Source organism: Pseudomonas brassicacearum (assembly GCF_000585995.1).
GTDB lineage: Bacteria > Pseudomonadota > Gammaproteobacteria > Pseudomonadales > Pseudomonadaceae > Aquipseudomonas > Aquipseudomonas brassicacearum_A.
Window position 1 is genome coordinate 82,730 of sequence record NZ_CP007410.1, and the last position, 21,855, is coordinate 104,584.

A 21,855-nucleotide genomic window follows, 5' to 3' on the forward strand; every position below is an offset into this window, starting at 1 on the left:
AAGGCTTGCCACGGCAAGCCTTTTTCTTTTTGCGACTGCTTTGTAATTGAGAGCTTCCCATGACTGAGCCACTGCGCATCGTCTTTGCCGGCACTCCCGAATTTGCCGCCGAACACCTCAAGGCCCTGCTGGCCAGCCCCCACGAAATCGTCGCGGTCTACACCCAGCCGGATCGGCCGGCCGGCCGTGGGCAAAAACTCATGCCCAGCCCGGTCAAGCAGCTGGCCCTGGAAAACGGTATTCAAGTGTTGCAGCCACCAACCCTGCGTGATGCCCAAGCCCAGGCCGAACTGGCCGCGCTGCAGCCGGAGCTGATGGTGGTGGTCGCCTACGGCTTGATCCTGCCGCAAGTGGTGCTGGATATTCCGCGCCTGGGTTGCATCAACAGCCACGCCTCGCTACTGCCGCGCTGGCGCGGTGCGGCGCCGATCCAGCGCGCCGTGGAAGCCGGCGATGCCGAGAGCGGCGTCACGGTGATGCGCATGGAAGCCGGCCTGGACACCGGGCCGATGCTGCTCAAGGTCAGCACCCCCATCAGCGCCGAAGACACCGGTGGCAGCCTGCACGACCGCCTTGCGCTGATCGGCCCGCCCGCCGTGGTCGAGGCCATTGCCGGCCTGGCTGCCGGCACGCTGGAAGGCGAAGTGCAGGACGACAGCCTCGCCACTTACGCACACAAATTGAACAAAGACGAAGCCCGCATCGACTGGAGTCGCCCGGCCATTGAGCTGGAGCGCCTGGTGCGCGCCTTCAATCCTTGGCCAATCTGCCACAGCACCTTGAACGGTGAAGCCCTGAAAGTGCTGGCGGCCAGTTACGCCGAAGGGCAGGGCGCCCCCGGTGAAATCCTCGGCGCCAGCAAGGACGGCCTCGTCGTCGCCTGCGGTGAGCAAGCGCTGTGCCTGACCCGTTTGCAATTGCCCGGCGGCAAGGCCCTGAACTTCAGCGACTTGTTCAACAGCCGCCGTGAGAAATTTGCCGTCGGCACCCTCTTGGGCCAAGCGGTGGATGCCTCATGAACCCGCGTCTGGCCGCCGCCAAGGCACTTGCCGCTGTCCTCAGTGGCAAAGCCTCGCTCAACAGTTCCCTGCCGACCCAACTGGACAAGGTTGAAGACCGTGATCGCGGCTTCACCCAAGACCTGGCGTTCGGCACCGCCCGCTGGCAGCCGCGGCTGTCGGCCCTGGCGGCCAAGTTGCTGCAGAAACCGTTCAAGGCCGCCGACGCTGACGTCGAAGCGCTGCTGCTGGTGGGGCTTTATCAATTGCTCTACACCCGCGTTCCCGCCCACGCTGCCATCGGCGAAACCGTGGGTTGCGCCGACAAGCTGAAAAAGCCCTGGGCCAAGGCCCTGATCAATGCCGTGTTGCGCCGCGCCCAACGGGAAAGCGAAGCCCTGCTGGCCGAGCTGGAACACGACCCGGTGGTGCGCACCGCCCACCCGCGCTGGTTGCAGAAATCCCTGAAGGCCTTCTGGCCCGAGCAATGGGAAGCCATTTGCGCGGCCAACAACGCCCATCCGCCGATGATCCTGCGGGTCAACCGTCGTCACCATACCCGCGATGCCTACCTGGCCTTACTGGGCGAGGCGGGCATCCCGGCCATCCCGTGCCAGTACAGCCGCGACGGCATCGTGCTGGAAACCCCGGGCGATGTGCGCGCCCTGCCGGGCTTCGCCGAAGGCTGGATCAGCGTCCAGGACGAAGCCGCGCAACTGGCCGCCGACCTGCTGGAGCTGGCCCCCGGCCAACGGGTGCTGGACGCCTGCTGCGCGCCGGGCGGCAAAACCTGCCACATCCTTGAGGCCGAGCCGAAGCTGGCCGGCGTAGTGGCGGTGGATCTGGAAGCCAAGCGCCTGGTGCGGGTCAAGGAAAACCTCGAACGTCTGGGCCTGGACGCCGAGCTGATCGCCGCCGACGGCCGCGACACCGCGACCTGGTGGGACGGCAAACCGTTCCAGCGCATCCTGCTGGACGCGCCGTGTTCGGCCACCGGGGTGATCCGTCGCCACCCGGACATAAAACTCACCCGCCAGCCGGACGACATCGCCGCACTGGCCACATTGCAAGGCGAACTGCTCGATGCGCTGTGGCCGATCCTGGAAGTCGGCGGCATGTTGCTCTACGCCACCTGCTCGACCTTGCCGACCGAGAACACCGAAGTGATCGAGGCCTTCCTCGCCCGCACCCCGGGCGCCCGGGAACTGGACATCGCCAGCCAGGCCGGTCTCAAGCAGCCCCATGGCCGCCAGTTGCTGGCCCAGGAAGGCGGACATGACGGGTTCTACTACGCCAAACTGATCAAGATCGCCGCCGCACGCGGTTAAAACCGATTCGATAGGAGTGACTGGATGAAAATCATCATCCTCGGCGCAGGGCAGGTCGGCGGTTCGCTGGCGGAACATCTGGCCAGTGAGGCCAACGACATCACCGTGGTCGACACCGACGGCGAACGCCTGCGGGGCTTGGGCGACCGCCTCGACATCCGCACCGTACAAGGCCGGGGTTCCTTGCCTACGGTGCTGCGCCAGGCCGGTGCCGACGATGCCGACATGCTGGTGGCCGTGACCAACAGCGATGAAACCAACATGGTCGCCTGCCAGGTCGCTCACACCTTGTTCCACACCCCGACCAAAATCGCCCGGGTGCGCGAAGCGGCCTACCTGACCCGCGCCGACCTGTTCGACAACGAAGCGATTCCGGTGGACGTGCTGATCAGCCCCGAGCAGGTGGTGACCAACTACATCAAGCGCCTGATCGAGCACCCCGGTGCCCTGCAGGTGATCGACTTCGCCGAAGGCAAGGCGCAACTGGTGGCGGTCAAGGCCTACTACGGCGGGCCGCTGGTGGGCCAGCAACTGCGCCAGCTGCGCGAGCACATGCCGAATGTGGAGACGCGGGTCGCGGCGATTTTCCGACGTGACCGGCCGATCCTGCCCCAGGGCGATACGGTGATCGAAGCGGACGACGAGGTGTTTTTCATCGCCGCCAAAGCGAATATTCGCGCGGTGATGAGCGAAATGCGTCGTCTCGATGAGAACTACAAGCGCATCGTCATCGCCGGCGGCGGGCAGATCGGCGAGCGCCTGGCCGAAGCCATCGAAAGCCGCTACCAGGTCAAGATCATCGAGATGAACCCGGCGCGCTGCCGTTACCTCTCGGACACCCTCGACAGCACCGTGGTGTTGCAAGGCAGTGCCTCTGACCGCGACCTGCTGATGGAAGAAAACATCGCTGACGCCGACATCTTCCTGGCCCTGACCAACGACGACGAAGCCAACATCATGTCGTCGCTATTGGCCAAGCGCCTGGGGGCGAAGAAGGTCATGACCATCATCAACAACCCGGCCTACGTCGACCTGATCCAGGGCGGCGACATCGACATCGCCATCAGCCCGCAACTGGCAACCATTGGCACCTTGCTCGCTCACGTGCGCCGCGGCGACATCGTCAGCGTCCACTCCCTGCGCCGCGGCGCGGCCGAAGCCATCGAAGCCATTGCCCACGGCGACGCCAAGTCCAGCAAAGTCATCGGCAAAGCCATCCGCGACATCGGCCTGCCGCCCGGCACCACCATCGGCGCGATCATCCGTCACGAAGAAGTACTGATCGCCCACGACGACACCACCATCCAGACCGGCGACCATGTCATCCTGTTCCTGGTGGACAAGAAGCACATTCGCGACGTCGAGAAACTGTTCCATGTGGGGTTGAGTTTCTTCTGATCCGGAATCTGCGATGCCTGATCGTTCGACTTCGCGGGCAAGCCCGCTCCCACAGGATTAGGTGTTGTTCACGACAATTGTGAGCAACACAGATCTACTGTGGGAGCGGGCTTGCTCGCGAAAGCGGTCCAACGGCCAACAGATCAATCACTGACACAACCGAGGACGCCCCCATGCTCGACTCCCTGGAAAAAATGCTCGCCAAAGGCGTGGACAACGCCCTGCTACGCTTCGGCCTGGGCAAGGGCTATCTCGACCTCGGCGAATTCACCCGAGCCGCCGAACACTTCCAACGTTGCGTCGAACTCGACCCCAAGTACTCAGCCGCCTGGAAACTACTGGGCAAGGCCCACCAAGGCCAAGGAGACCTACCGGCCGCCCGTCAAGCCTGGGAGCAAGGCCTGGAAGCCGCCCGCGCCCACGGCGACAAACAAGCCGAGAAAGAGATGACCGTGTTCCTCAAGAAACTGGATCGCCATCCCTGAATTCACAAAAAACCGCTTTTTGTGGCGAGAGAGCTTGCTCCCGCTTGAGTGCGAAGCACTCATATTCAATACCAGCCCCCCCCAAGCAACCGACACACAACTCCCTGTGGCAAGGGGATCTATCCCCGCTAGGCTGCGAAGCAACCTCAAAACCCTAGCTCACGAGCTATCCAAATTCACGTATTGACATATCGAAAAATCTCGATATCCTCGCCGCATGGACCTACTCGAAATATTCAAAGCCCTCTCAAACCCGACACGTCTCCAAATCCTGAAAGGTTTGAAGGATCCGGCAAAGAACTTCCCCCCGCAGGATGAGGGTGACGTTCACACGGTCGGCGTCTGCGTCAGCAGTATCCAGGAAGGGATCGGCCTGTCGCAGTCAACGGTGTCCGGTTATCTGGCCACGTTGCAACGGGTGGGTCTGGTCGAAGTCAGGCGCATCGGCCAGTGGACCTATTACAAACGCAATGAAGCAACCATCAGTGCTCTCGCCGAGATCATTGGCAAAGACCTGTAGCGTTTTTTTACCACAGAATATCGAGATATTCCGATATCCCTTTTTGTCGATACGAGGATTTACTATGAAAGCGATGATTCTTAAATCATTCGGCGGTCCTGAATCGTTCGAACTCCGCGACGTGCCCAAGCCCGTTCCGCAAGCGGGGCAAGTCTTGGTCCGCGTACACGCCACTTCCATCAACCCGCTGGATTACCAGGTTCGACGCGGCGACTATCCCGACCTGGTGCCACTGCCGGCCATCACCGGCCACGACGTATCCGGCGTGGTCGAAGCCGTTGGGCCCGGTGTGACCACCTTCGCCCCTGGAGACGAAGTCTGGTACACCCCGCAAATATTTGAAGGGTCAGGCAGCTATGCCGAGTACCACGTCGCGGCCGAAAGCATTGTCGGGAAGAAACCGCCCGAGCTGAGCCATCTTGAGGCCGCAAGCCTGACCCTGGTGGGCGGGACGGTGTGGGAGGCGCTGGTGGTGCGCGCGGCGCTCAGGGTCGGGGAGAGCATTCTTGTCCACGGCGGCGCTGGAGGCGTCGGGCATGTCGCGATCCAAGTGGCGAAAGCCATGGGCGCCCGGGTGTTTACCACTGTGCGCGAAACAAACGCTGAGTTCGCCCGCAACTTGGGGGCCGACGTGATCATCGACTACGAAAAAGAAGATTATGTCGACGCTGTCCTTCGGGAAACCGCTGGCCACGGCGTGGATGTGGTGTTCGATACGATCGGCGGCAACACACTGTCCCGCAGCCCCGACGTCCTCGCCCAACTGGGACGCGTCGTCTCGATCGTGGACATCGCCCAGCCACAAAACCTCGTCCAGGCCTGGGGCAAGAACGCGAGCTATCACTTCGTATTCACCCGACAAAACCGCGGCAAGCTGGACGAGTTGAGCGCATTGATCGCCCGCGGTCAGCTGCGCCCCCACGTCGGCGCCGTCTATTCGCTGGCCGACATACCCCTGGCTCATGCCCGGTTGGAAAGCCCCAACAACGGTCTTCGAGGAAAAGTCGCGATTGCCGTCGAGCCATCGCTCATCCCGTAAGTGCGGACTTTTAGCCAATTCAGAGGTGCGTCATGGTTTACGAAATCGCTGTGTTTCCTGTTCACAAAGAACGCATTGAAACGTTCCGAGGTGCATTTGCCGAGGTCGCTCCATTGCTCACACGGGCCAAGGGTTACGGCGGCCACATGCTGGCGCAAGGGATCGAAACCCCCGAGCAATTCAACCTGATCGTGCGATGGCAATCGCTGGAAGACCACACACCGGGCTTTGAAGCGAGTGAAGACCATCGGCTGTTCATGATGGGGTTGGAGGAATATTTTTCGGAGGAGCCGAGGGTTTACCATGTTGAAGGGGGCAGCTTTTAGGACTGACGAAGGGGGGCAGAAAATAAATCCGTCCCCCTATTTTTCTAGCTGCACGCCAAGTGCAGCCGCTACCGTTCGGATTCATGACCTGCATTTGTAAGCCACTGTATCCAGCGCCTTCACAGACTCAAAACAACGCATAAACGCCGGTTCTCGAACATAGCCGGTATACATCCCGTTGCCAGAATCCTCCCCATCGACTCGCCATCGGATCCCCGAATGACGAGCCCTTATTTCAGGAGATCTTGCGATGAATACCCAATCCTACCGTCCTCAAGGCTGGCAGCTGTTCAGCCTGATCGCCGCCCTGGTGGTGGCAATGAGCATCGCGGCTGTCGCGGTACAACCCGACCTTATCGAGGGCCTGCGCAGCGCCATCCGCGCCACCGCACGTTCCTCCTTCGCACTGTTTCTGATCGCGTTCACCGCGTCGGCCTTTGCCGTACTGGTGCCTTCACCGCTCGCCAAGGCACTGGTCCGCGAGAGACGCTTCATCGGCCTCGCCTTTGCCTTCTCCCACCTGGTGCATGCCGTGCTGATCTACGCCTATGGGCAACTCAACACCGAGTTCTGGCCCGCCCGCACCGTTGCCAACAACATCCCGGGCGGGACCGCCTACGCCTTCATCCTGCTGATGGCCCTGACCTCATTCAAAGGGCCCGCCCGACTGCTGGGGCCCAAGGCCTGGAAGGCATTGCATGTCACCGGCATGTGGGTCATCGCCGCGGTATTTGCCTTCTCCAACTTCAAACGTATCCCGATGAGTGACTGGTACGTGCTGCCTTTCGGCCTCACCTGCGCCGCCGTGGCGATCCGACTGGTCGGCAAGCTGGCCATGGCTAACAAACGCAGCCAAGCCAGGCAAGCGTCGATGCGCCGGGCAGCGGTCGCCTCCTGATCGTCCAGACAGGCGGCCCGCCATAGCGGTCCGGAACACGCGAAGCGGCTTTCTGGTTGTTTATTGCAAAGCGCTCCGTGGCGAGGGCGCTGCTCCTCACCGACAGCGAACGCGGACGCCTGCGCGGGCTGCCTTTTGGCGAGGCTGTTATAGTTTCCTGCCCTGAGCGATGGAAATGGATCTCGTGAATCTATGGGTAGTACGGCATGGGGAAACCGAGCCTAACGCTGAGAAGCGCTACGTCGGATCCATTGATCCCGGGCTAAATCAGCGGGGTAGAGAGCAGGCTCTCGCGCTAGCCAAGCACTTGCCCGACAACCTGGATGCGATGGTTGTATCCCCTCTGCGTAGAGCCCAAGAAACCGCCGTTATCCTGAACCGCACGTTGAACCTCCCAAGCTCAACCCTGGATGCGTTTCGCGAACGCAGTGTGGGTGTTTTCGAGGGGCTGACTCAGGCTGATGCAAGCGAGCGTTACCCGCAGCTTTGGTCTCAAAACATCACGCGGTGCTGGGCGGTTGGGCCAACGGATGGAGAGTCGGTTCGCGACGTGGTTCAGCGTGTTCGAGAGGGGCTGCTCGAGCTGCAAAAGCGCTACCCGTCGAAACACGTTTTGCTGGTCGCCCACGGCTTCGTTGCAAAGACGATCCGGGCCTTGGCGAAAGCAGACTTTTCAGACTTCTATGATTGGCAGCTCGGCAACGGGCAGATGCTCTTGCTGGAGAATGTTGATGTCGAGCTACGCGATGCTTTCGGTCAGAAGCGCCCTGAAGGGTGGGATCCTTCGGATTTGGTTTTGGAAAGGTAAGGGCGTTGGTGGTTGACTGCTTACGATGAAGCGGGAGTTCAGGTAAGCCAGTGGATCGTGGTATCCGAGCTCATGAGCAACTGTCTGTCGAGAACCCGAAAAAGAAATGATCGTATTCCTCAAAAAACTGGATCGCCATCCTGACACCGCCCTTAAAGCCGACAAAGGTCCCGTGGCGAGGGAGCTTGCTCCCGCTTGAGTGCGAAGCACTCATAGAGTAAGGCTTTGCTAAGTGCCGGCGTCAGCGCACGATCAGCTTATGGCATCATCCGACTGAAGGGCTACATGGCTCAAGATTAACCGAAGGAACGACGATGCTTCGCACCTTGCTTATGGCAGCAACCGCTCTATTTCTCGCCGCCTGTGCAGGCATAGCTCACGACACACCTGTAGCTAAACAGCAAATGAAGCAGGATCTGCATCTGGCCACGATCATAGACTCCTCCAGAATGAACTGGTGCGTTCACCCCTACGGGAGCGCTCCGGGATGTAAGCCGGAGAAGGGCGTTGGCATTGTTACCCCGGACGGCTTAGTGATGGCCCATTTTGTCGAAGGTAAGTATGTGTTAGCACGTATTCTTAAATCGGGGAAGTGATGTGCTCAGCCGTACCTGGCGGAGCATCTGCAGACGGGTATTTTTTTGCGTTTGCTTCCAATGCGGCTTATATGCTGGGCCCCCTGAAAGCCGATCGGGATGAGATCAATACGCGCTTCAAAGCCAACATGTTCTACTATCTTCACAGCAAGGGTCAACATAGCTATAGCGGGCCGGAAGTGAACTTTCAGCGTCCGACCGGTGAAAAAATCAAACAGATAACTTTCATTCCTGTCGGTCTGTCTACTGTAAGTACCACTGAAATGATTGATGTGCTAGAAATTTACAATCCCTGCGCTGACGGCGGCAGTTAATAGACTGTTGGACGGTTCATAGAGCGCGTTCGGAAAAATTGCGGTAAAGCAGTATGACTATTTGTAATGGATTTTATTTGAGTTTCACTTTGTCGAGAACAATATGAAAATTCGAAACGCCTTACTAACCGATGCGGAATCGGTGTCTAAACTCCTAGGGCAGCTAGGTTACCAAGCCTCGCCACAGCTTATCCGGAATAAGATTGAGGCTTTAGACGTTAGTACCTGCGATACCAGTGCTACTGGCTCAAGACGGTGAAAATATTGTTGGTGTTATAAGCTTGCACGTACTTGAGCTGTTTCATCAGCCAGGCAGACTCGGACGTATTACCTCGTTAGTCGTTGACGATAACTTCCGAGGACAAGGAGTAGGGGCAAAGCTAGTTGCCGCTGCCGATGCGTTTTTTACAAGTCAACTTTGCATCCGGGCTGAGGTGACTAGCAGTGACCACCGAATAGAGGCCCACACATTTTACCAGCGGCTAGGTTACGCGGCTGACGAGCGTCGGTTTGTAAAACAATATGGATTTTTCGAGGCAGAGTAGTTTAAATTCAGCGCGTAAACGAAAGAGGACTAAATGAAGGGACAAGTTTATTTACTGGAAGTAAATCTGTCCCTTTGTTCGGGAGCTGGAGGGATATTGAATGAGTCTTGATCTGCACATAGAAGCTGATCGCGTTTTGACAATTCCGATGCTGAGCACGGCATTGGCAAAAGCCGGTGCGACAGAGGTCGAAAATGTGAATGGCGCTTTGGAGGCCGCCTTCGCCTCCGGGCTAAGGCTGACAGCAGACGACGAAACCACTGACTTCACGATATACGCCGAAGACAAGAAAGGTCTTGAATTCAAAGTCGGTATGCGTTGCAGCATTAGAATCAAAGGTCCTGAACCTGAAGGTCAGTCATCTATGGATGAGCTGGAAAAAATCGCTGAGTCGATTGCTCAGACTTGCTCATCCCTCTTCCTGCTAACCTTCCAGTATGAGAGTACGTTGTACTGGCGGGACGCAATGGGCCTGCACCGTTCCCGGGCTTACGGTCGCCGAGAAATTTGACCCTCCCGCTATGGGGCGGAAGCAGCCGCTCATCACTGACCGCTTTCGGCCGATTGCTGCCTGTCACCGAAGGTTGCAATCGACTGTGGATTCAACGTATCCGTCCGGCCAACACACCTTCCTGAGCCCAACAAAAAGGGGGCAGATTTCTTAAAATAAATCTGTCTCCTTTTTTGTCGTCCCCTTTTTTGTAGCGCAAAGTCAGGTTTTTAATGTTTTCCTTAATTTTATCAGCTAGTTAGCTGTAAATAAGTGCCATTCGGGACGGGTTTATTTTGTAAAAATAAAGCTGTTCCCTTTCTGGTCGTGACGAAAGGAAAAATCGCTCATGAGCAGATTATCGAGCAAGTGCGCGAAATTGGATCCATCGTACGACTTTGCTCTGGCGCAAAATGGCTTTTTGATACTATGATGGGTTTAACCTTGGGTTATGGTCGCATGCAGATGAAGTCAGACGACGAAGAATACAAGCTTTACGAGAAAATTTACCTCGCAGAAGCCGAACGAAAAGAAAAACTGATGTCGCGTCTCAATCTACCTTTGGCAATGATTGTGGCGCTGCTTAGCTTTCTTTCTTATCTTTTGTCGAAGGCACCAAGCGTCGAAACCACCGAAGGGGTTCTTTTCTGGATCGCTTATCTTATGGCCGGAGTCTATCTCTTGGTCGCGATGGCCCATTTTTCAAAAGCTTGGCGGGTGCGCAAGGACGATTTGGTCATTCCGACTGCTGAAAAACTCGAAAGTCACCGAAAATCGTTGTTCGACTATTATGATGGGAATATCGTACAAGCCAATGGGCAGTTCATGCAGACCATGATGGACTATTACATTATGGGCGCAACGAGAAACGCGACGAATAATGATAGCCGTAGTGCCCAGCTAGACCAGTTTTCTAAATATGTTATCTACGCGGTTATCGCGTCAGTTATCGCTTTTATTCCAGCTTATGCAGCAACTAACAACAGGGAGATATGTGATGTCCGACCAAAAGCCGCCACCACCACCGCCACCACCGATGCGCAATGTTAGAGGTGATGTGCCGTTGCCACGTCGTGAGCCACCGCCACCGCCGCTACCCAAGAAAGCTTAAGTTGAAAGAAACTTAACCCCTGAGCTTAAATCGCTCAGGGTTGACTCTTATCTGCAACGGATCGGAACTTAATTGGCAAATTTTTCAGAGTAGATCTTGTCCGTTGGTAGATGTGCGAATCAGTAGCTTCGTCGGCCGACGTGCGCCAGCCGTCAAAATCGAAGATACCGTGCGCTGTAAAGTTTGTTTTTTTAAAAAATAAATGCTCTAAAAAAATTCATAGTTTATTTTTATCTAGGAACTACGACTGATAGGTACTTGACCGCATTGAACCTGATGATCTTGAGAGGCTGACATCTAGGTGATATCACAAACTTAAACGCAAGTAGATATGGATTTCTCCAATGAAAACACGCGCTTTCATTTCTTTTGACTATGACAATGATGTAACCTTGAAAAACCTTCTCGTCGGCCAAGCAAAGCTGGAGGACAGCCCTTTTTATTTAGCGGATTGGTCAATCAAAGAACACATTGATGATGACTGGAAGGCGAAAGCTAGAACGAGGATTAAGGCTGTTGATGTTGTGTGCGTAATATGCGGCGAGAACACCGATACAGCCGTCGGCGTAAGCGCGGAAGTAAAAATTGCTCAAGAAGAAAATATTCCGTACTTTTTTCTTAAAGGCTACTCAGAAGCTGTGTGTGTCAAACCTAAAGCTGCATTACTTGGTGACAAGCTTTACAAGTGGACGTGGGATAATCTGAAGGCTTTGATCGGCGGGGGACGATAATGAAAAAAGCCTTAGTAATTGGCATAGATGCATATCCTAGTGCCCCGTTAATGGGTTGTGTGAATGATGCTGTTGCTATCGCTGAGTTGCTAGAGAATGACGGAAACGGTGATCCCAATTTTTCTGTTGTAAAATTGGTCAGCAATGAACAGGAAGTTACGAGTGAGTCGCTGGTTAATGCGATCTCTGAGTTGTTCAGCGGGGAGGCTGATACGGCGCTCTTATATTTTGCCGGGCATGGAATAATCGTGCCCGAGACAAATGCTGGATATATTGTGAGTAGTGATGGACGCCGTGGCGCTTGGGGCACTTCACTTTCTGAAATTCTCGGTTTGGCGAATAGAGCCCACCCGAAGATTAAGTCTTGTGTGATCATCCTTGATTGTTGCCATTCGGGTTATGCTGGAGAAGTGGCGGGAGTTGATGGAAATGCATCAGCGATCGGTACTGGTGTCACGATATTGACTGCTAGCCATCGGGAAGGTGGCGCAATGGAGGAGGACGGCCGAGGAATTTTCACGGATATATTGCTTGATGGTCTTAGAGGCGGGTGTTCGGACATTCTTGGAAATATCACGCCGGCTGCAATTTATTCGCACGTCGATCAAACCCTTGGGCCATGGGAGCAGCGGCCAATGTATAAAGCAAATGTTCAGCATTTTGTAACATTGCGAAAAGTTGAACCGAAAGTCCCAAAGGATGTGTTGCGCAGGCTAGTGACATACTTCCCCAACAAGACTGATGTTTTCGCACTTGATCCATCTTTCGAGCCTGATAGGATAAACATTCCAGAGAAATATAGGCATCTGCCCGTTAACGATGAAAATGTAAAAGTCTTTAAAGAACTCCAAAAATGCAATCGTTATGGTCTAGTGGTTCCGGTAGATGCAGATCACATGTTTTATGCCGCTATTAATTCCACAGGATGTAAACTGACAGGCCTTGGGGCGCACTACAGAAAACTGGCAGAAATGAAGAGGATATAATTTAAGCGTAGTTTTTTGACTCCATTGATAAAGCAATGCAGAAAAAATTAAGGGCGGGTTCTGGCGTCGTCGCTTCTACGGTTTTTATTTATGCAACCTCGTCTGAGTGAGACGGTGAATTTGGTATTTACCGAGATTGATCGTTAGATATCAATTTGTTGCAGGATGAAATCCAAATAGCGTTTGACTTGCTCTCTATCGCTATCCTTTTCTTTTTGAGAAAGGTTGTGGTAGGGCGTTTTTAATTGCTGCTCCCATCTCTCAACAAGTTCGCAAGGAATTGTCAGGGAACCGTCACGGTTCTTTGAGCACTGAGAATGAAGATATTTCTGCCAGTGGGACCAGCGCTCGTGTTCGATTGCTGCAAGTGGTTCTAATAGTTCAAGTAAATCCTGCGCTAACATTTGTTTACTCACTTTTCTCGGTGGGTTTTGAGCCGGCGGCATGTCATCGTAGCAATTGCTGCGGTAAAAATCTGCCGCGTCTTGTAGAACATGTGCTCTAGAGTTGATGCAAGGTAAAGTACAGTGCTTGCCAGAACAACTCGTATCGCTTACGTACATTATCACCCCGGGCTACTAAAGTATGGAGGTGCGCCGCTTCACTCTACGAAGAGGGCTACTCCCTGGGGACGTAGTCTTTCATCTGTATTTTGCCATCTGATCCCTTTATTTTGTAGATACACGGGATGCCTGCTTGAGTGTGGTGGGATACGCGGGGAAAACTATCCGAGACTTCTAGAGCTTTTTCGTCAGCTCCTACGGACGGAAGAACCAAAACCCGACGCAGAACGCCGGGTTTTTTCATGGGCAAACGTTTACCTACTGCCGCGGCTCCACATTATCCAACACCCGATTCGCCAACAACGAACCCAGCTCAATCAACTGCTGAATCCCCAGCGCCACATGACGCCTCGATCCATCCAACTCAAACGCCAAATCACTCACCATCGCATCAGCCGAAGCCAGCGTCTCACTGAGGTTAGCGAGCAAGCATTCGTTATCGAGGCCTTTCACGACGGTGAATAGCTGGCCCGGTTTTGGTTCATCTTTAGATTTTTCAGATTTCGGCAGCAAGTAGTGATCGAGCACGCGTTTGGTGGTTTCGTCTTGCTTCTTGGCTTTGGATTTTGCGGACTGTGCGGTGGAGTCTGTTTCTGGTGGGTTCGGAGTTACTTTGAACATTGGTGTGATCCTCTAACGGGCCGCACCATTTCGCTACTAAACGGAATGGAGGCGGCTGTGCGCAAGTTAGTAGACCGGTGATCACACCAAACCCGGCGCGCCCGAAGGCGCCATGCGCACAGCCACCATCGAGAATAGGCTAATGCCTATCTGATGAGACTTGTACAACCGTGATGTGAACCGGGCTACTAAACCCGACCACTGATGGGCAGTGGCAGGAAAACAATAGAACCCCGGGACAAGGCGCACAAGCGGGCGGATTCTGGCGTAGTTGTAGGCAAAGGCGCAAGGATGCGTGGGTTGGTGGTGGGGTGTAGGTGGAGTCTGTAGGAGCAGGGTTTGTCGGCGATGCGGGTGACTTGTTTTGGTCTGGAACCGAGTCGATTTCATCGCGAGGGGGTGTCAGAAATTTTGTGTTCGGGCATAACATGAGTAAGAGGTGCATGTATGCCAACCAAGAAGAAACCCGCGTTGCGAGAGCTGCCGAAAATCCCGAAAGAGCTGCTTGAGCAATTTACCGATGGACCGATGACCGCTGAAGCCATTGAGGATGCCTCTGCGGCGTTCAAGAAGGCTTTGATCGAGCGAGCCTTGAGTGCTGAGCTTGGCCACCACCTGGGCTATCCGCCGGGCGCGCAGCGCCCAGAGGATGAAACCAACCAGCGCAATGGCAAAAGCGGCAAGACGGTTCTAACCGGTGATGGTCCGCTCCGACTGGATATTCCTCGCGACCGGGACGGCAGTTTTTCTCCCATCCTGATCCCCAAACACGAGCGGCGTTACACTGGGTTCGACGACAAGATCATCGCCATGTATGCCCGCGGAATGACTGTTAGAGAGATCCGTGCGTTTCTTTCCGAGCAGTACGGTACGGACGTTTCTCCCGACTTCATTAGCTCTGTAACCGACGAAGTCATGGCAGAGATCGGTGCCTGGCAACAGCGGCCTTTGGAGCCGATGTATCCGGTTATTTTCTTCGATGCTCTGCGGGTCAAAATCCGCGAAGAGGGGCTGGTTCGCAACAAGGCAATCTACCTGGCCTTGGGTGTTTTGCCTGACGGAACACGCGATATTCTCGGCATTTGGATCGAAACGACCGAGGGCGCCAAATTCTGGATGAAGGTGTTCAACGACCTCAAGACACGCGGCGTCGAAGACGTGTTGATTGCTGTGACCGATGGCCTTAAAGGCATGCCGGAAGCTCTCAGCGCTGTATTTCCGGACACGACACTGCAAACATGCATTGTTCATCTGATCCGCAACAGTCTTGATTACGCGGCTTGGGATAAGCGCCGCGAACTGGCCAAGGCGCTCAAACCGATCTATCAGGCAGTCACCGCCGAAGCGGCCGAGCAAGCGCTGGATGCGTTTGAAAGCGGGCCATGGGGCAAGCAGTATCCGACGGTAGTGGCTGCTTGGCGCCGCGCTTGGGATCGTGTGATTCCTTTTTTCGTTTTCCCGCCGGCGATCCGAAAAGTGATCTACACGACCAACGCCATTGAGAGCATCAACGCTCAACTGCGCAAGATCATCAAGACCCGAGGCCACTTCCCGACCGACGATGCGGCGACCAAGCTGATCTGGCTTGGGCTGCGCAATATCACAGCAAACTGGGGTTCAGCGGCCCATGACTGGAAAAGTGCGATGAATCAATTCGCGATTCTGTACGGAGATCGATTTATCAGACCGACCTGGTAAAAGCATGGCCTGCCTAACGGCAGGCCGTTACCGGCCCGCACACAAAATATCTGACAGTCCCCATCGCGAGTAAGCTCGCTCCCACAGAGAGTGGCAACAGGAACAAACGCCTACGCCCACGCCCCTGCGACTTTGCCTACAACCAAACCGGACCCAGCCTGATTGTGCGACTTGGTCCGTGAGTCCTATTGTTTCCTAACACTTCCGCCATCTTATTTATTGCCCGAGTTTTCCATGAAAACTTCAACGCGTACTCCAAAGCCGTTGCTTGCTGCCCGGTACCAGGTAGAGGCCCGCCTTCTGGCTGGTTGCCCGTCCAGCATCGAGCGCCAGTTCTTGTCGGTCAGCCTCGCCAAAGGTAAGGAGCTTGAACCCATTGGCCTAATGGCTGGTGTCAGAACCTGAGCTTTGTTGACACAAAAAAACCACCACATGGGCGGTTTTTTTTGGTTCTTGCTATGAACAAAGCTAAATCTACCGAGCCGCAGCCACGGGGTTACGCGCCAACGCTTTTGCCCAATAGAGTGCCCAGCCACAGCGTTTTGCCGTGTTGATTGCGTTCAGGCTTGGGGGGCTGCTGCGCAGCCCAGCGGGGATAAATCCCCTCGCCACAAGGGACTCCTCACCACAGGGAATCCCTTCGCCACAGGGAATTCCCTCACTACAAGGAGTTCCCTCACCACAATGGATCGGCATGGATGGTTAGCTGAACGGCATGCCCTTGGAAGGGTTATTTGCGCTTCAGCATCTCCGGCAACTGCGCCACCAGTTTCTGGTTATTCAACGGCGCGCGGATGAAGCCGCGTTGGGTGCCGTCCGGGCCAATCACTGCGAGGTTACCGCTGTGGTCGACGGTGTAATTGGGCTTACTGGTATCCGCCGGAATAAACGGAATGCTCACCGCATTCGCCAGTTTCTGCAGGTCTTCAACCGATGAAGCTGTCAGCCCTATGAACTGCGGATCGAAGTACCCCAGGTACTGCTTCAACTGCTTGGGCGTGTCGCGGTTCGGGTCGACGCTCACCAGTACGATCTGCAACTTATCCACAGCCTCTTTCGGCAGCTCGCTTTTGATCTGGCGCAGTTGGGCGAGGGTGGTGGGGCAGATGTCCGGGCAGAAGGTGTAGCCGAAGAACAGCAGGCTCCATTTATCCTTCAAGCCATCGATTGCCACGGGCTGGCCGTCCTGGTCGGTCATTTTCACGTCCGGCAGGTTGCGGCTCTGGGGCAGCAGGATGATGCCGGCGTCGATCAGTGCGGTCGGGTCGCCCTGGCCTTTGCCCGACAGCACTTTGTTGATGGTCAGGCCGAGAATCAGTGCGATCACGGCCACGAGGATGAAGACGGTTTTCTGGGTTCGAGTCATAGGCTCAACAGTAAGTAATGATCTACAAGCAGGGCGATGAACAGCAGGAACAAGTAGTAAATAGAGTACTTGAAGGTGTTGATCGCCGCGTGCGGCCGAGTGCCACGGTACAACACCACGGCCCATTGCAGGAACCGGGCGCCGAGCACCAGCGCGCAAATCAGGTAGAGCATGCCGCTCATCTGGATCACGAACGGCATCAGGCTCACCGCCAGCAGCACCAGGGTGTAGAGCAGGATATGCACCTTGGTGTAGTGCTCGCCGTGGGTCACTGGCAGCATCGGGATGTCGGCCTTGGCGTATTCCTCTTTGCGGTGGATTGCCAGGGCCCAGAAGTGCGGTGGGGTCCAGGCGAAGATGATCAGCACCAGCAGCAGTGGTTCGGCGCTGACGTGCCCGGTGGCCGCGACCCAGCCCAGCAGCGGTGGCGCCGCGCCGGCGAGGCCGCCGATGACGATGTTCTGCGGCGTTGCGCGCTTGAGGAAGCCGGTGTAGACCACTGCGTAACCCAGCAGTGAGGCGAGGGTCAGCCAGGCTGTCAGCGGGTTGGTGAAGGCCAGCAGCAAGGCTTGGCCGATCACGGCCAGGGCCAGGGCGAAGGTCAGGGCGGCGGCCGGGGAGATCCGCCCTTCGGCCAGTGGCCGTTTGTGGGTGCGGGCCATCACCGCGTCGATGCGCCGGTCCACCACATGGTTGACCGCTGCCGCACCACCGGCGCACAGGGCGATGCCCAGGTTGCCGAATACCAGCACCGTCCACGGCACGCCGGCGCGGGTGGCGAGGAACATGCCGACCAGTGAGGTGATCAGCATCAGCACCACCACTTTGGGCTTGGTCAGCTCCAGGTAATCGCGCCAGATCGCTTGGCTGTGGCGTTCACCGGTCAAGGTTGCCATGGCATCTCTCCTTTTATAGTTATGGGGCTGGCGCCGTGTTTATGCGGGTTGAACCGCCAGCGCAGCGGGACTTGATGCTTGACCCGGACCAGGCTGGTGCGGGCGTGATAATTGACCAGCACCAGGGTCAGCAGCAGCGCGGCGCCCCCGGCGTTGTGGGCCACGGCCACCGGCAGCGGCAAGTGGAACAGCACGTTGCTGATGCCGAGGGTGATCTGTGCTGCCAGTGCAGCCAGTACCAGGCCGGCCAGTCGGGTCATGCCGACGGTCTTCAATTGCCAGGCCAACCCCAGCAGTACCACGGTCACCAGCAAGGCGCCGATGCGGTGGGTCAGGTGGATGGCGGTGCGGGCGTCGCTGTCGAGCTGCCCGCCCAGGTAGTTCGGGCCGATGTGCTGGGTGAGGTGGAAGCCGTTGGCAAAGTCAGCCGGAGGCAGCCATTGGCCGTGGCAGGTGGGGAAATCGATGCAGGCCACGGCGGCGTAATTGGAGCTGACCCAGCCGCCGAGGGCGATCTGGCCGATCACCAGCAGCAGCCCGGCGGTGGCCCAGTGTTGCAGGCGTTTGGGCACGGTCAGCGCTGGCAGGACGCCGGACAATCTCAGCGTGAGCAGGAACAGCAGGCTCAACGTCGCGAACCCGCCCAGCAAATGCCCGGTGACTACTTGGGGCCAGAGCTTGAGGGTCACGGTCCACATGCCAAACGCCGCTTGCGCAAAGACCACGGCCAGCAGGAACAGCGGCAATTTCAACGGCAGGCCAGGATGACGGCGGTTCATCCAGGCGCGGGCGGCCAGTACGGTAATCAGCAGGCCCAGGGTCCCGGCGAAGTAGCGATGGACCATCTCGTTCCAGCCCTTGTGGGCTTCCACCGGAGTGTCGGGAAAGTGCAACTCGGCATGGGCCAGTTGGGCTTCGCTCTTGGGCACGCTGATGAACCCGTAGCAACCGGGCCAGTCGGGGCAGCCGAGGCCGGCGTGGGTGAGCCGGGTGTAGGCGCCCAGCAGGACGACGATCAGTGCCAGCAGCGTGGCAAACAGCGCGAGGCGAAATCCAGGTTTGGCCATGTCGATGCCCTCATCCGATGTTCGACAGTTTCAGCAAGTGGCGCAGGTCGTTGAGCAGATCCTTGCCCTTGACCCGGGCGTCGTAGCGCAGCACCAGGTTGCTGTGGGGGTCGATGATCCACAGCTGAGCGCCGCCAGAGCCTTCGGCGCCTTTCTGATAGGCCGGTAGGTCCAGTGGATAACGTTGCAGCTGCGGGTATTCGCGTTGCAGTTGCGCGTCATATTCGGCGTCCAACGGTTGCGCGATGGCCAGGGCGTGGCTGGCGCGGGACGCTTCGCGACCGAGGCCGATCTGCACCTGGCGGGCGAGGTACACCAGTTGGCGACAATCCACCGCACAGCCCTGCGGCGCCGTGACCAGGATCTGCCAGCGCTGTTCATCGGCCTGCACGCCAATCTCGGCGCGGGTCTGGCCGGTGCCGATCAGCTCGCCGTGGTAGCTGCGGCTGTCCGGCACCCAGAACTGGAATTTGTACATGACGGTGGCCAGGAGCATCGGGCCGACCACCCCGAGCACAATCAGCAGCAATTGCAGACGCCCCTTGCGCCGGTTGTGGGCCGTGGGTGCTTCAGACGTGTTGGTTGGATTCATGGCGGTTCCCATGGTGTCTCCCTGCGTTGTGCCATCCGAGATAAAGAAAAAGGCCGAACAGCGCCGCCGCCATGGCGAACCACTGCACGGCATAACCGAGGTGTTTTTCCGGCCCCATGGCCACCACGGGCCAATCGGTCCGGTAGGCGCCGGGGCCGTTTTGTTGGCGTAATTCATAGGTGAAACCGCTGCGGCCCAGTTCGGCCCAGAGCTTGTCGGGCTCGACGGCGGTGACCAGGCGCGGCCACGCGGCGCCGGCCGGATCGGCGTGCAGTTGGAACGTCGCGCCAGGGGCGACGTAGACCCAGGCTTGCAGGCTCACCGGTGCATCAGGCGTGTTGAAGACCGGCGGGGTGCGTCGGTCCGGCCACGGCAACCAGCCGCGATTGACCAGCAACCACAGCCCGGTGGCGTGATCGAGAAAGGGTTGCAGCAGTTCGACGCCGACCTTGCCGTCGTGCTGGCGGTTGTCCAGGAGAATGCTGTGCTCGGCGTCGAACTGGCCGTGCAGGCTGACGGGGCGAAACGCCGGATCTGTCGTGTGTTGCAGCTCGGCGCTGTCCAGCGGCGGCGCCACGCGGCGCTCGGCATAACTCTCCATGAGCACACGTTTCTGTTCGCCCCGGCTCAATTGCCAGAAGCCCAGGCACACCATCACCGGCACCAGAATGGCGACCACCAGCGACGGCACGATGCCCGGCCGAAAGTGTTTCATGGCGCCGTCCGAAAGCCGTCGAACGGGATAGCTATACTCATGTGCATCGCGTCCCCCCGGAGTGTCCCTAATGCTAAAAGCAGCCATCGTCCTGATGCTGATTGCCACGATTGCCAGCCTGTTCAGCGGTCTGTTTTTTCTGGTCAAGGATGAGGGCAATTCCAATCGCCTGGTCATCGCCCTGGCGATTCGGGTCGGTCTGGCCGCTATCACCGTCGGCTTGATTGCCTGGGGTTTTTTCAGCGGCCAGTTGGTGTCGCATGCTCCTTGGTAACGCCTGCCTCAGAGCACGTAGACGAAGATGAACAAGCCGATCCACACCACATCGACGAAGTGCCAATACCAGCTCGCCGCCTCGAAGCCGAACTGATGCTCGTTGTCGAAGTGCCCGCGCATGATCCGCATCAGCATGACGAACAGGATGATCGTGCCGATGGTGACGTGGGCGCCGTGAAAGCCCGTGAGCATGAAGAAGGTCGCGCCGTAGACGCCGGAGCCCAGGGTCAGGCCCAGCTCTTTATAAGCGTGGATGTACTCCTCGGCCTGGAAGCCCAGGAAGGCACAACCCAGCAGTACGGTGAGGGCCAGCCAGATTTTTAGCGCGCCGCGATGGCCTTTTTTCAACGCATGGTGGGCGATGGTCACGGTGACGCTGGAACTGACCAGCAGGATGGTGTTGAGCAGCGGCAAGCCCCAGGGGCTGATGACCTCCTTGGGCGCCGGGAAGAGTTTCGGGTCGGGGTTGTTCAGCAACGGCCAGGCGAACTCGAAGGTCGGCCAGAGCATATGGGAAATACCCTTGGCGCCTTCACCGGCTAAACCTGGCGCGGAGATCGTGCGCACGTAAAACAGCGCACCAAAGAACGCGATGAAGAACATCACCTCGGAAAAGATGAACCAGCTCATGCCCCAGCGGAACGAGCGATCGAGCTGCGCGCTGTAGAGCCCGGCGCGGCTTTCCTTGATCACCGCGCCGAACCAGCCGAACAGCATGTAGGCCACCAGCAGGCCGCCGACGAAAAAGATCAGCGGGCCGTGGGATTCGGGTCGGGCGGCCTTCAGGTCGTTAAACCAGGTCGCCAGGCCGTATACCGTGACGAACATCCCGACCGTGGCGATGATCGGCCATTTGCTCTGGGCCGGAACGTAATAGTGTTCGTGAGTTGCCATTTATTGTTCTCCTTATCGGGCACGCTATCGGTCAGTGCTTAGAGCCACCGGTGGATGACGAGCGGTGATATCGAACAGCGTGTAGGACAGCGTCAGGTGCTTCACTTCCTTGGGCATGTCCCGGTCGACGATGAAGCGCATGGGCATTTCGATGCGTTCGCCGGGTTGCAGCACTTGCTGGGTAAAACAAAAACATTCGGTCTTGTGGAAATAGGCCGCCGCGTTGCTCGGCGCGATGCTCGGAACCGCCTGGGCACTCATCGGCCGGTTGGTGGGGTTGTGGACGACGAAGACCATCTCGTTCACCGCCCCCGGCCGGACCACCAGCTCATTGCCCTTGGGGTAGAAGTCCCAGGGCATGTCCACCGAATTGGTCGACAGGAACTGCACGCGAACCTGGCGCGACTCATCGACGGTTTGCTCGCCTTCGTATTGCCCGGCGGTCTTGCCGTTGATGCCGAACGCCTTGCACATCACGTCGTAGATCGGCACCAGGGCAAACCCGAAGACGAACATGGCCACCACCACCAGCAACAGGCGGGTGACCAGTTTTTTCATCGAGATTGAATCAGCCATGATTTCCAGTCCCTACCA

General features: G+C 57.3%; 27 protein-coding genes. 18 read left to right on the forward strand and 9 right to left on the reverse strand.

The genetic code is table 11. The features are described from left to right. The first annotated feature begins 59 nt into the window (after nucleotides 1-59). From fmt to CD58_RS28840, 16 genes are all read left to right on the forward strand, one after another. On the forward strand, nucleotides 60-1,019 hold the full coding sequence (gene fmt / locus CD58_RS00375; RefSeq protein ID WP_025211123.1) for a methionyl-tRNA formyltransferase: 960 nt from the start codon (nucleotides 60-62) through the stop codon (nucleotides 1,017-1,019). Beyond that, the gene (rsmB, locus tag CD58_RS00380) at nucleotides 1,016-2,326 is read left to right on the forward strand and encodes a 16S rRNA (cytosine(967)-C(5))-methyltransferase RsmB (RefSeq protein ID WP_025211124.1); all 1,311 of its coding nucleotides are present in this window, start codon (nucleotides 1,016-1,018) and stop codon (nucleotides 2,324-2,326) included. The genes fmt and rsmB overlap by 4 nt, the downstream gene beginning before the upstream one ends. A 24-nt stretch (nucleotides 2,327-2,350) precedes the next feature. Next, complete coding sequence (gene trkA, locus CD58_RS00385) at nucleotides 2,351-3,724, forward strand: Trk system potassium transporter TrkA (protein WP_025211125.1); 1,374 nt, start codon at nucleotides 2,351-2,353, stop codon at nucleotides 3,722-3,724. Nucleotides 3,725-3,897: 173 nt separating this feature from the next. Beyond that, nucleotides 3,898-4,209, forward strand: a complete 312-nt coding sequence (locus tag CD58_RS00390; RefSeq protein ID WP_025211126.1) for a tetratricopeptide repeat protein — start codon at nucleotides 3,898-3,900, stop codon at nucleotides 4,207-4,209. Nucleotides 4,210-4,426: 217 nt separating this feature from the next. Next, entirely contained in the window at nucleotides 4,427-4,729 is a 303-nt protein-coding gene (locus CD58_RS00395) for an ArsR/SmtB family transcription factor (RefSeq protein WP_003177098.1), read from the forward strand. A 64-nt stretch (nucleotides 4,730-4,793) separates the two neighbouring features. Then, nucleotides 4,794-5,768, forward strand: a complete 975-nt coding sequence (locus tag CD58_RS00400; protein ID WP_025211127.1) for a zinc-dependent alcohol dehydrogenase family protein — start codon at nucleotides 4,794-4,796, stop codon at nucleotides 5,766-5,768. A 32-nt stretch (nucleotides 5,769-5,800) separates the two neighbouring features. Beyond that, nucleotides 5,801-6,094 (forward strand): antibiotic biosynthesis monooxygenase family protein, encoded by a 294-nt coding sequence (locus CD58_RS00405; protein WP_025211128.1) that lies wholly within the window; start codon nucleotides 5,801-5,803, stop codon nucleotides 6,092-6,094. Nucleotides 6,095-6,344: 250 nt separating this feature from the next. Beyond that, on the forward strand, nucleotides 6,345-6,992 hold the full coding sequence (locus CD58_RS00410; RefSeq protein ID WP_025211129.1) for a ferric reductase-like transmembrane domain-containing protein: 648 nt from the start codon (nucleotides 6,345-6,347) through the stop codon (nucleotides 6,990-6,992). A 175-nt stretch (nucleotides 6,993-7,167) separates the two neighbouring features. Further along, the gene (locus tag CD58_RS00415) at nucleotides 7,168-7,800 is read left to right on the forward strand and encodes a histidine phosphatase family protein (RefSeq protein WP_235195285.1); all 633 of its coding nucleotides are present in this window, start codon (nucleotides 7,168-7,170) and stop codon (nucleotides 7,798-7,800) included. Between the two features lie 314 nt (nucleotides 7,801-8,114). Continuing rightward, nucleotides 8,115-8,396 carry a hypothetical protein gene (locus CD58_RS00420; RefSeq protein WP_025211131.1) on the forward strand — a complete coding sequence of 94 codons (282 nt, stop codon included), beginning with the start codon at nucleotides 8,115-8,117 and terminating at the stop codon, nucleotides 8,394-8,396. A gap of 71 nt (nucleotides 8,397-8,467) precedes the next feature. After that, nucleotides 8,468-8,710: a hypothetical protein gene (locus tag CD58_RS00425; protein WP_025211132.1), complete on the forward strand. Its 243-nt coding sequence runs from the start codon at nucleotides 8,468-8,470 to the stop codon at nucleotides 8,708-8,710. A gap of 236 nt (nucleotides 8,711-8,946) precedes the next feature. Further along, entirely contained in the window at nucleotides 8,947-9,255 is a 309-nt protein-coding gene (locus CD58_RS28835; RefSeq protein WP_235195286.1) for a GNAT family N-acetyltransferase, read from the forward strand. Between the two features lie 100 nt (nucleotides 9,256-9,355). Then, nucleotides 9,356-9,766: a hypothetical protein gene (locus CD58_RS00430; RefSeq protein WP_025211133.1), complete on the forward strand. Its 411-nt coding sequence runs from the start codon at nucleotides 9,356-9,358 to the stop codon at nucleotides 9,764-9,766. 252 nt (nucleotides 9,767-10,018) lie between these two features. After that, on the forward strand, nucleotides 10,019-10,795 hold the full coding sequence (locus tag CD58_RS00435) for a hypothetical protein (protein ID WP_144238491.1): 777 nt from the start codon (nucleotides 10,019-10,021) through the stop codon (nucleotides 10,793-10,795). A 405-nt stretch (nucleotides 10,796-11,200) separates the two neighbouring features. Beyond that, the gene (locus CD58_RS00440; RefSeq protein WP_025211135.1) at nucleotides 11,201-11,587 is read left to right on the forward strand and encodes a TIR domain-containing protein; all 387 of its coding nucleotides are present in this window, start codon (nucleotides 11,201-11,203) and stop codon (nucleotides 11,585-11,587) included. Then, entirely contained in the window at nucleotides 11,587-12,573 is a 987-nt protein-coding gene (locus tag CD58_RS28840; RefSeq protein WP_080712485.1) for a caspase family protein, read from the forward strand. The genes CD58_RS00440 and CD58_RS28840 overlap by 1 nt, the downstream gene beginning before the upstream one ends. Nucleotides 12,574-12,716: 143 nt before the next feature. Here the strand turns inward: CD58_RS28840 and CD58_RS31320 are convergent, their stop codons facing one another. Together CD58_RS31320 and CD58_RS00450 are read right to left on the reverse strand one after the other, a co-directional pair. Then, on the reverse strand, nucleotides 12,717-13,136 hold the full coding sequence (locus CD58_RS31320) for a hypothetical protein (RefSeq protein ID WP_235195287.1): 420 nt from the start codon (nucleotides 13,134-13,136) through the stop codon (nucleotides 12,717-12,719). Between the two features lie 258 nt (nucleotides 13,137-13,394). Next, on the reverse strand, nucleotides 13,395-13,757 hold the full coding sequence (locus CD58_RS00450; RefSeq protein ID WP_025211137.1) for a DUF6124 family protein: 363 nt from the start codon (nucleotides 13,755-13,757) through the stop codon (nucleotides 13,395-13,397). Nucleotides 13,758-14,204: 447 nt separating this feature from the next. Here CD58_RS00450 and CD58_RS00455 point away from each other — a divergent pair, with 447 nt between their 5' ends. Continuing rightward, nucleotides 14,205-15,455, forward strand: a complete 1,251-nt coding sequence (locus CD58_RS00455; protein ID WP_025211138.1) for an IS256 family transposase — start codon at nucleotides 14,205-14,207, stop codon at nucleotides 15,453-15,455. Between the two features lie 730 nt (nucleotides 15,456-16,185). Here CD58_RS00455 and CD58_RS00460 read toward each other — a convergent pair. Genes CD58_RS00460 through CD58_RS00480 form a run of 5 tightly spaced genes read right to left on the reverse strand, consistent with a single transcriptional unit; the run spans nucleotide 16,186 to nucleotide 20,091 of the window. After that, nucleotides 16,186-16,821 carry an SCO family protein gene (locus CD58_RS00460; protein ID WP_025211139.1) on the reverse strand — a complete coding sequence of 212 codons (636 nt, stop codon included), beginning with the start codon at nucleotides 16,819-16,821 and terminating at the stop codon, nucleotides 16,186-16,188. Further along, on the reverse strand, nucleotides 16,818-17,717 hold the full coding sequence (cyoE, locus tag CD58_RS00465) for a heme o synthase (protein WP_025211140.1): 900 nt from the start codon (nucleotides 17,715-17,717) through the stop codon (nucleotides 16,818-16,820). The genes CD58_RS00460 and cyoE overlap by 4 nt, the downstream gene beginning before the upstream one ends. Next, on the reverse strand, nucleotides 17,705-18,784 hold the full coding sequence (locus CD58_RS00470) for a COX15/CtaA family protein (RefSeq protein WP_025211141.1): 1,080 nt from the start codon (nucleotides 18,782-18,784) through the stop codon (nucleotides 17,705-17,707). Before CD58_RS00470 ends, cyoE begins: the two co-directional genes overlap by 13 nt. Before the next feature lie 10 nt (nucleotides 18,785-18,794). Next, entirely contained in the window at nucleotides 18,795-19,388 is a 594-nt protein-coding gene (locus CD58_RS00475) for a hypothetical protein (RefSeq protein WP_025211142.1), read from the reverse strand. Continuing rightward, the gene (locus tag CD58_RS00480; RefSeq protein ID WP_025211143.1) at nucleotides 19,354-20,091 is read right to left on the reverse strand and encodes an SURF1 family protein; all 738 of its coding nucleotides are present in this window, start codon (nucleotides 20,089-20,091) and stop codon (nucleotides 19,354-19,356) included. Before CD58_RS00480 ends, CD58_RS00475 begins: the two co-directional genes overlap by 35 nt. A 70-nt stretch (nucleotides 20,092-20,161) precedes the next feature. Here CD58_RS00480 and CD58_RS00485 point away from each other — a divergent pair, with 70 nt between their 5' ends. Then, a complete protein-coding gene (locus tag CD58_RS00485) occupies nucleotides 20,162-20,365 on the forward strand; it encodes a twin transmembrane helix small protein (RefSeq protein WP_025211144.1) in 204 nt (67 codons plus the stop codon). An 8-nt stretch (nucleotides 20,366-20,373) separates the two neighbouring features. Here the strand turns inward: CD58_RS00485 and CD58_RS00490 are convergent, their stop codons facing one another. Together CD58_RS00490 and CD58_RS00495 are read right to left on the reverse strand one after the other, a co-directional pair. After that, on the reverse strand, nucleotides 20,374-21,261 hold the full coding sequence (locus tag CD58_RS00490) for a cytochrome c oxidase subunit 3 (protein WP_025211145.1): 888 nt from the start codon (nucleotides 21,259-21,261) through the stop codon (nucleotides 20,374-20,376). Between the two features lie 24 nt (nucleotides 21,262-21,285). Further along, complete coding sequence (locus tag CD58_RS00495) at nucleotides 21,286-21,837, reverse strand: cytochrome c oxidase assembly protein (protein WP_025211146.1); 552 nt, start codon at nucleotides 21,835-21,837, stop codon at nucleotides 21,286-21,288. Nucleotides 21,838-21,855: the final 18 nt, after the last annotated feature.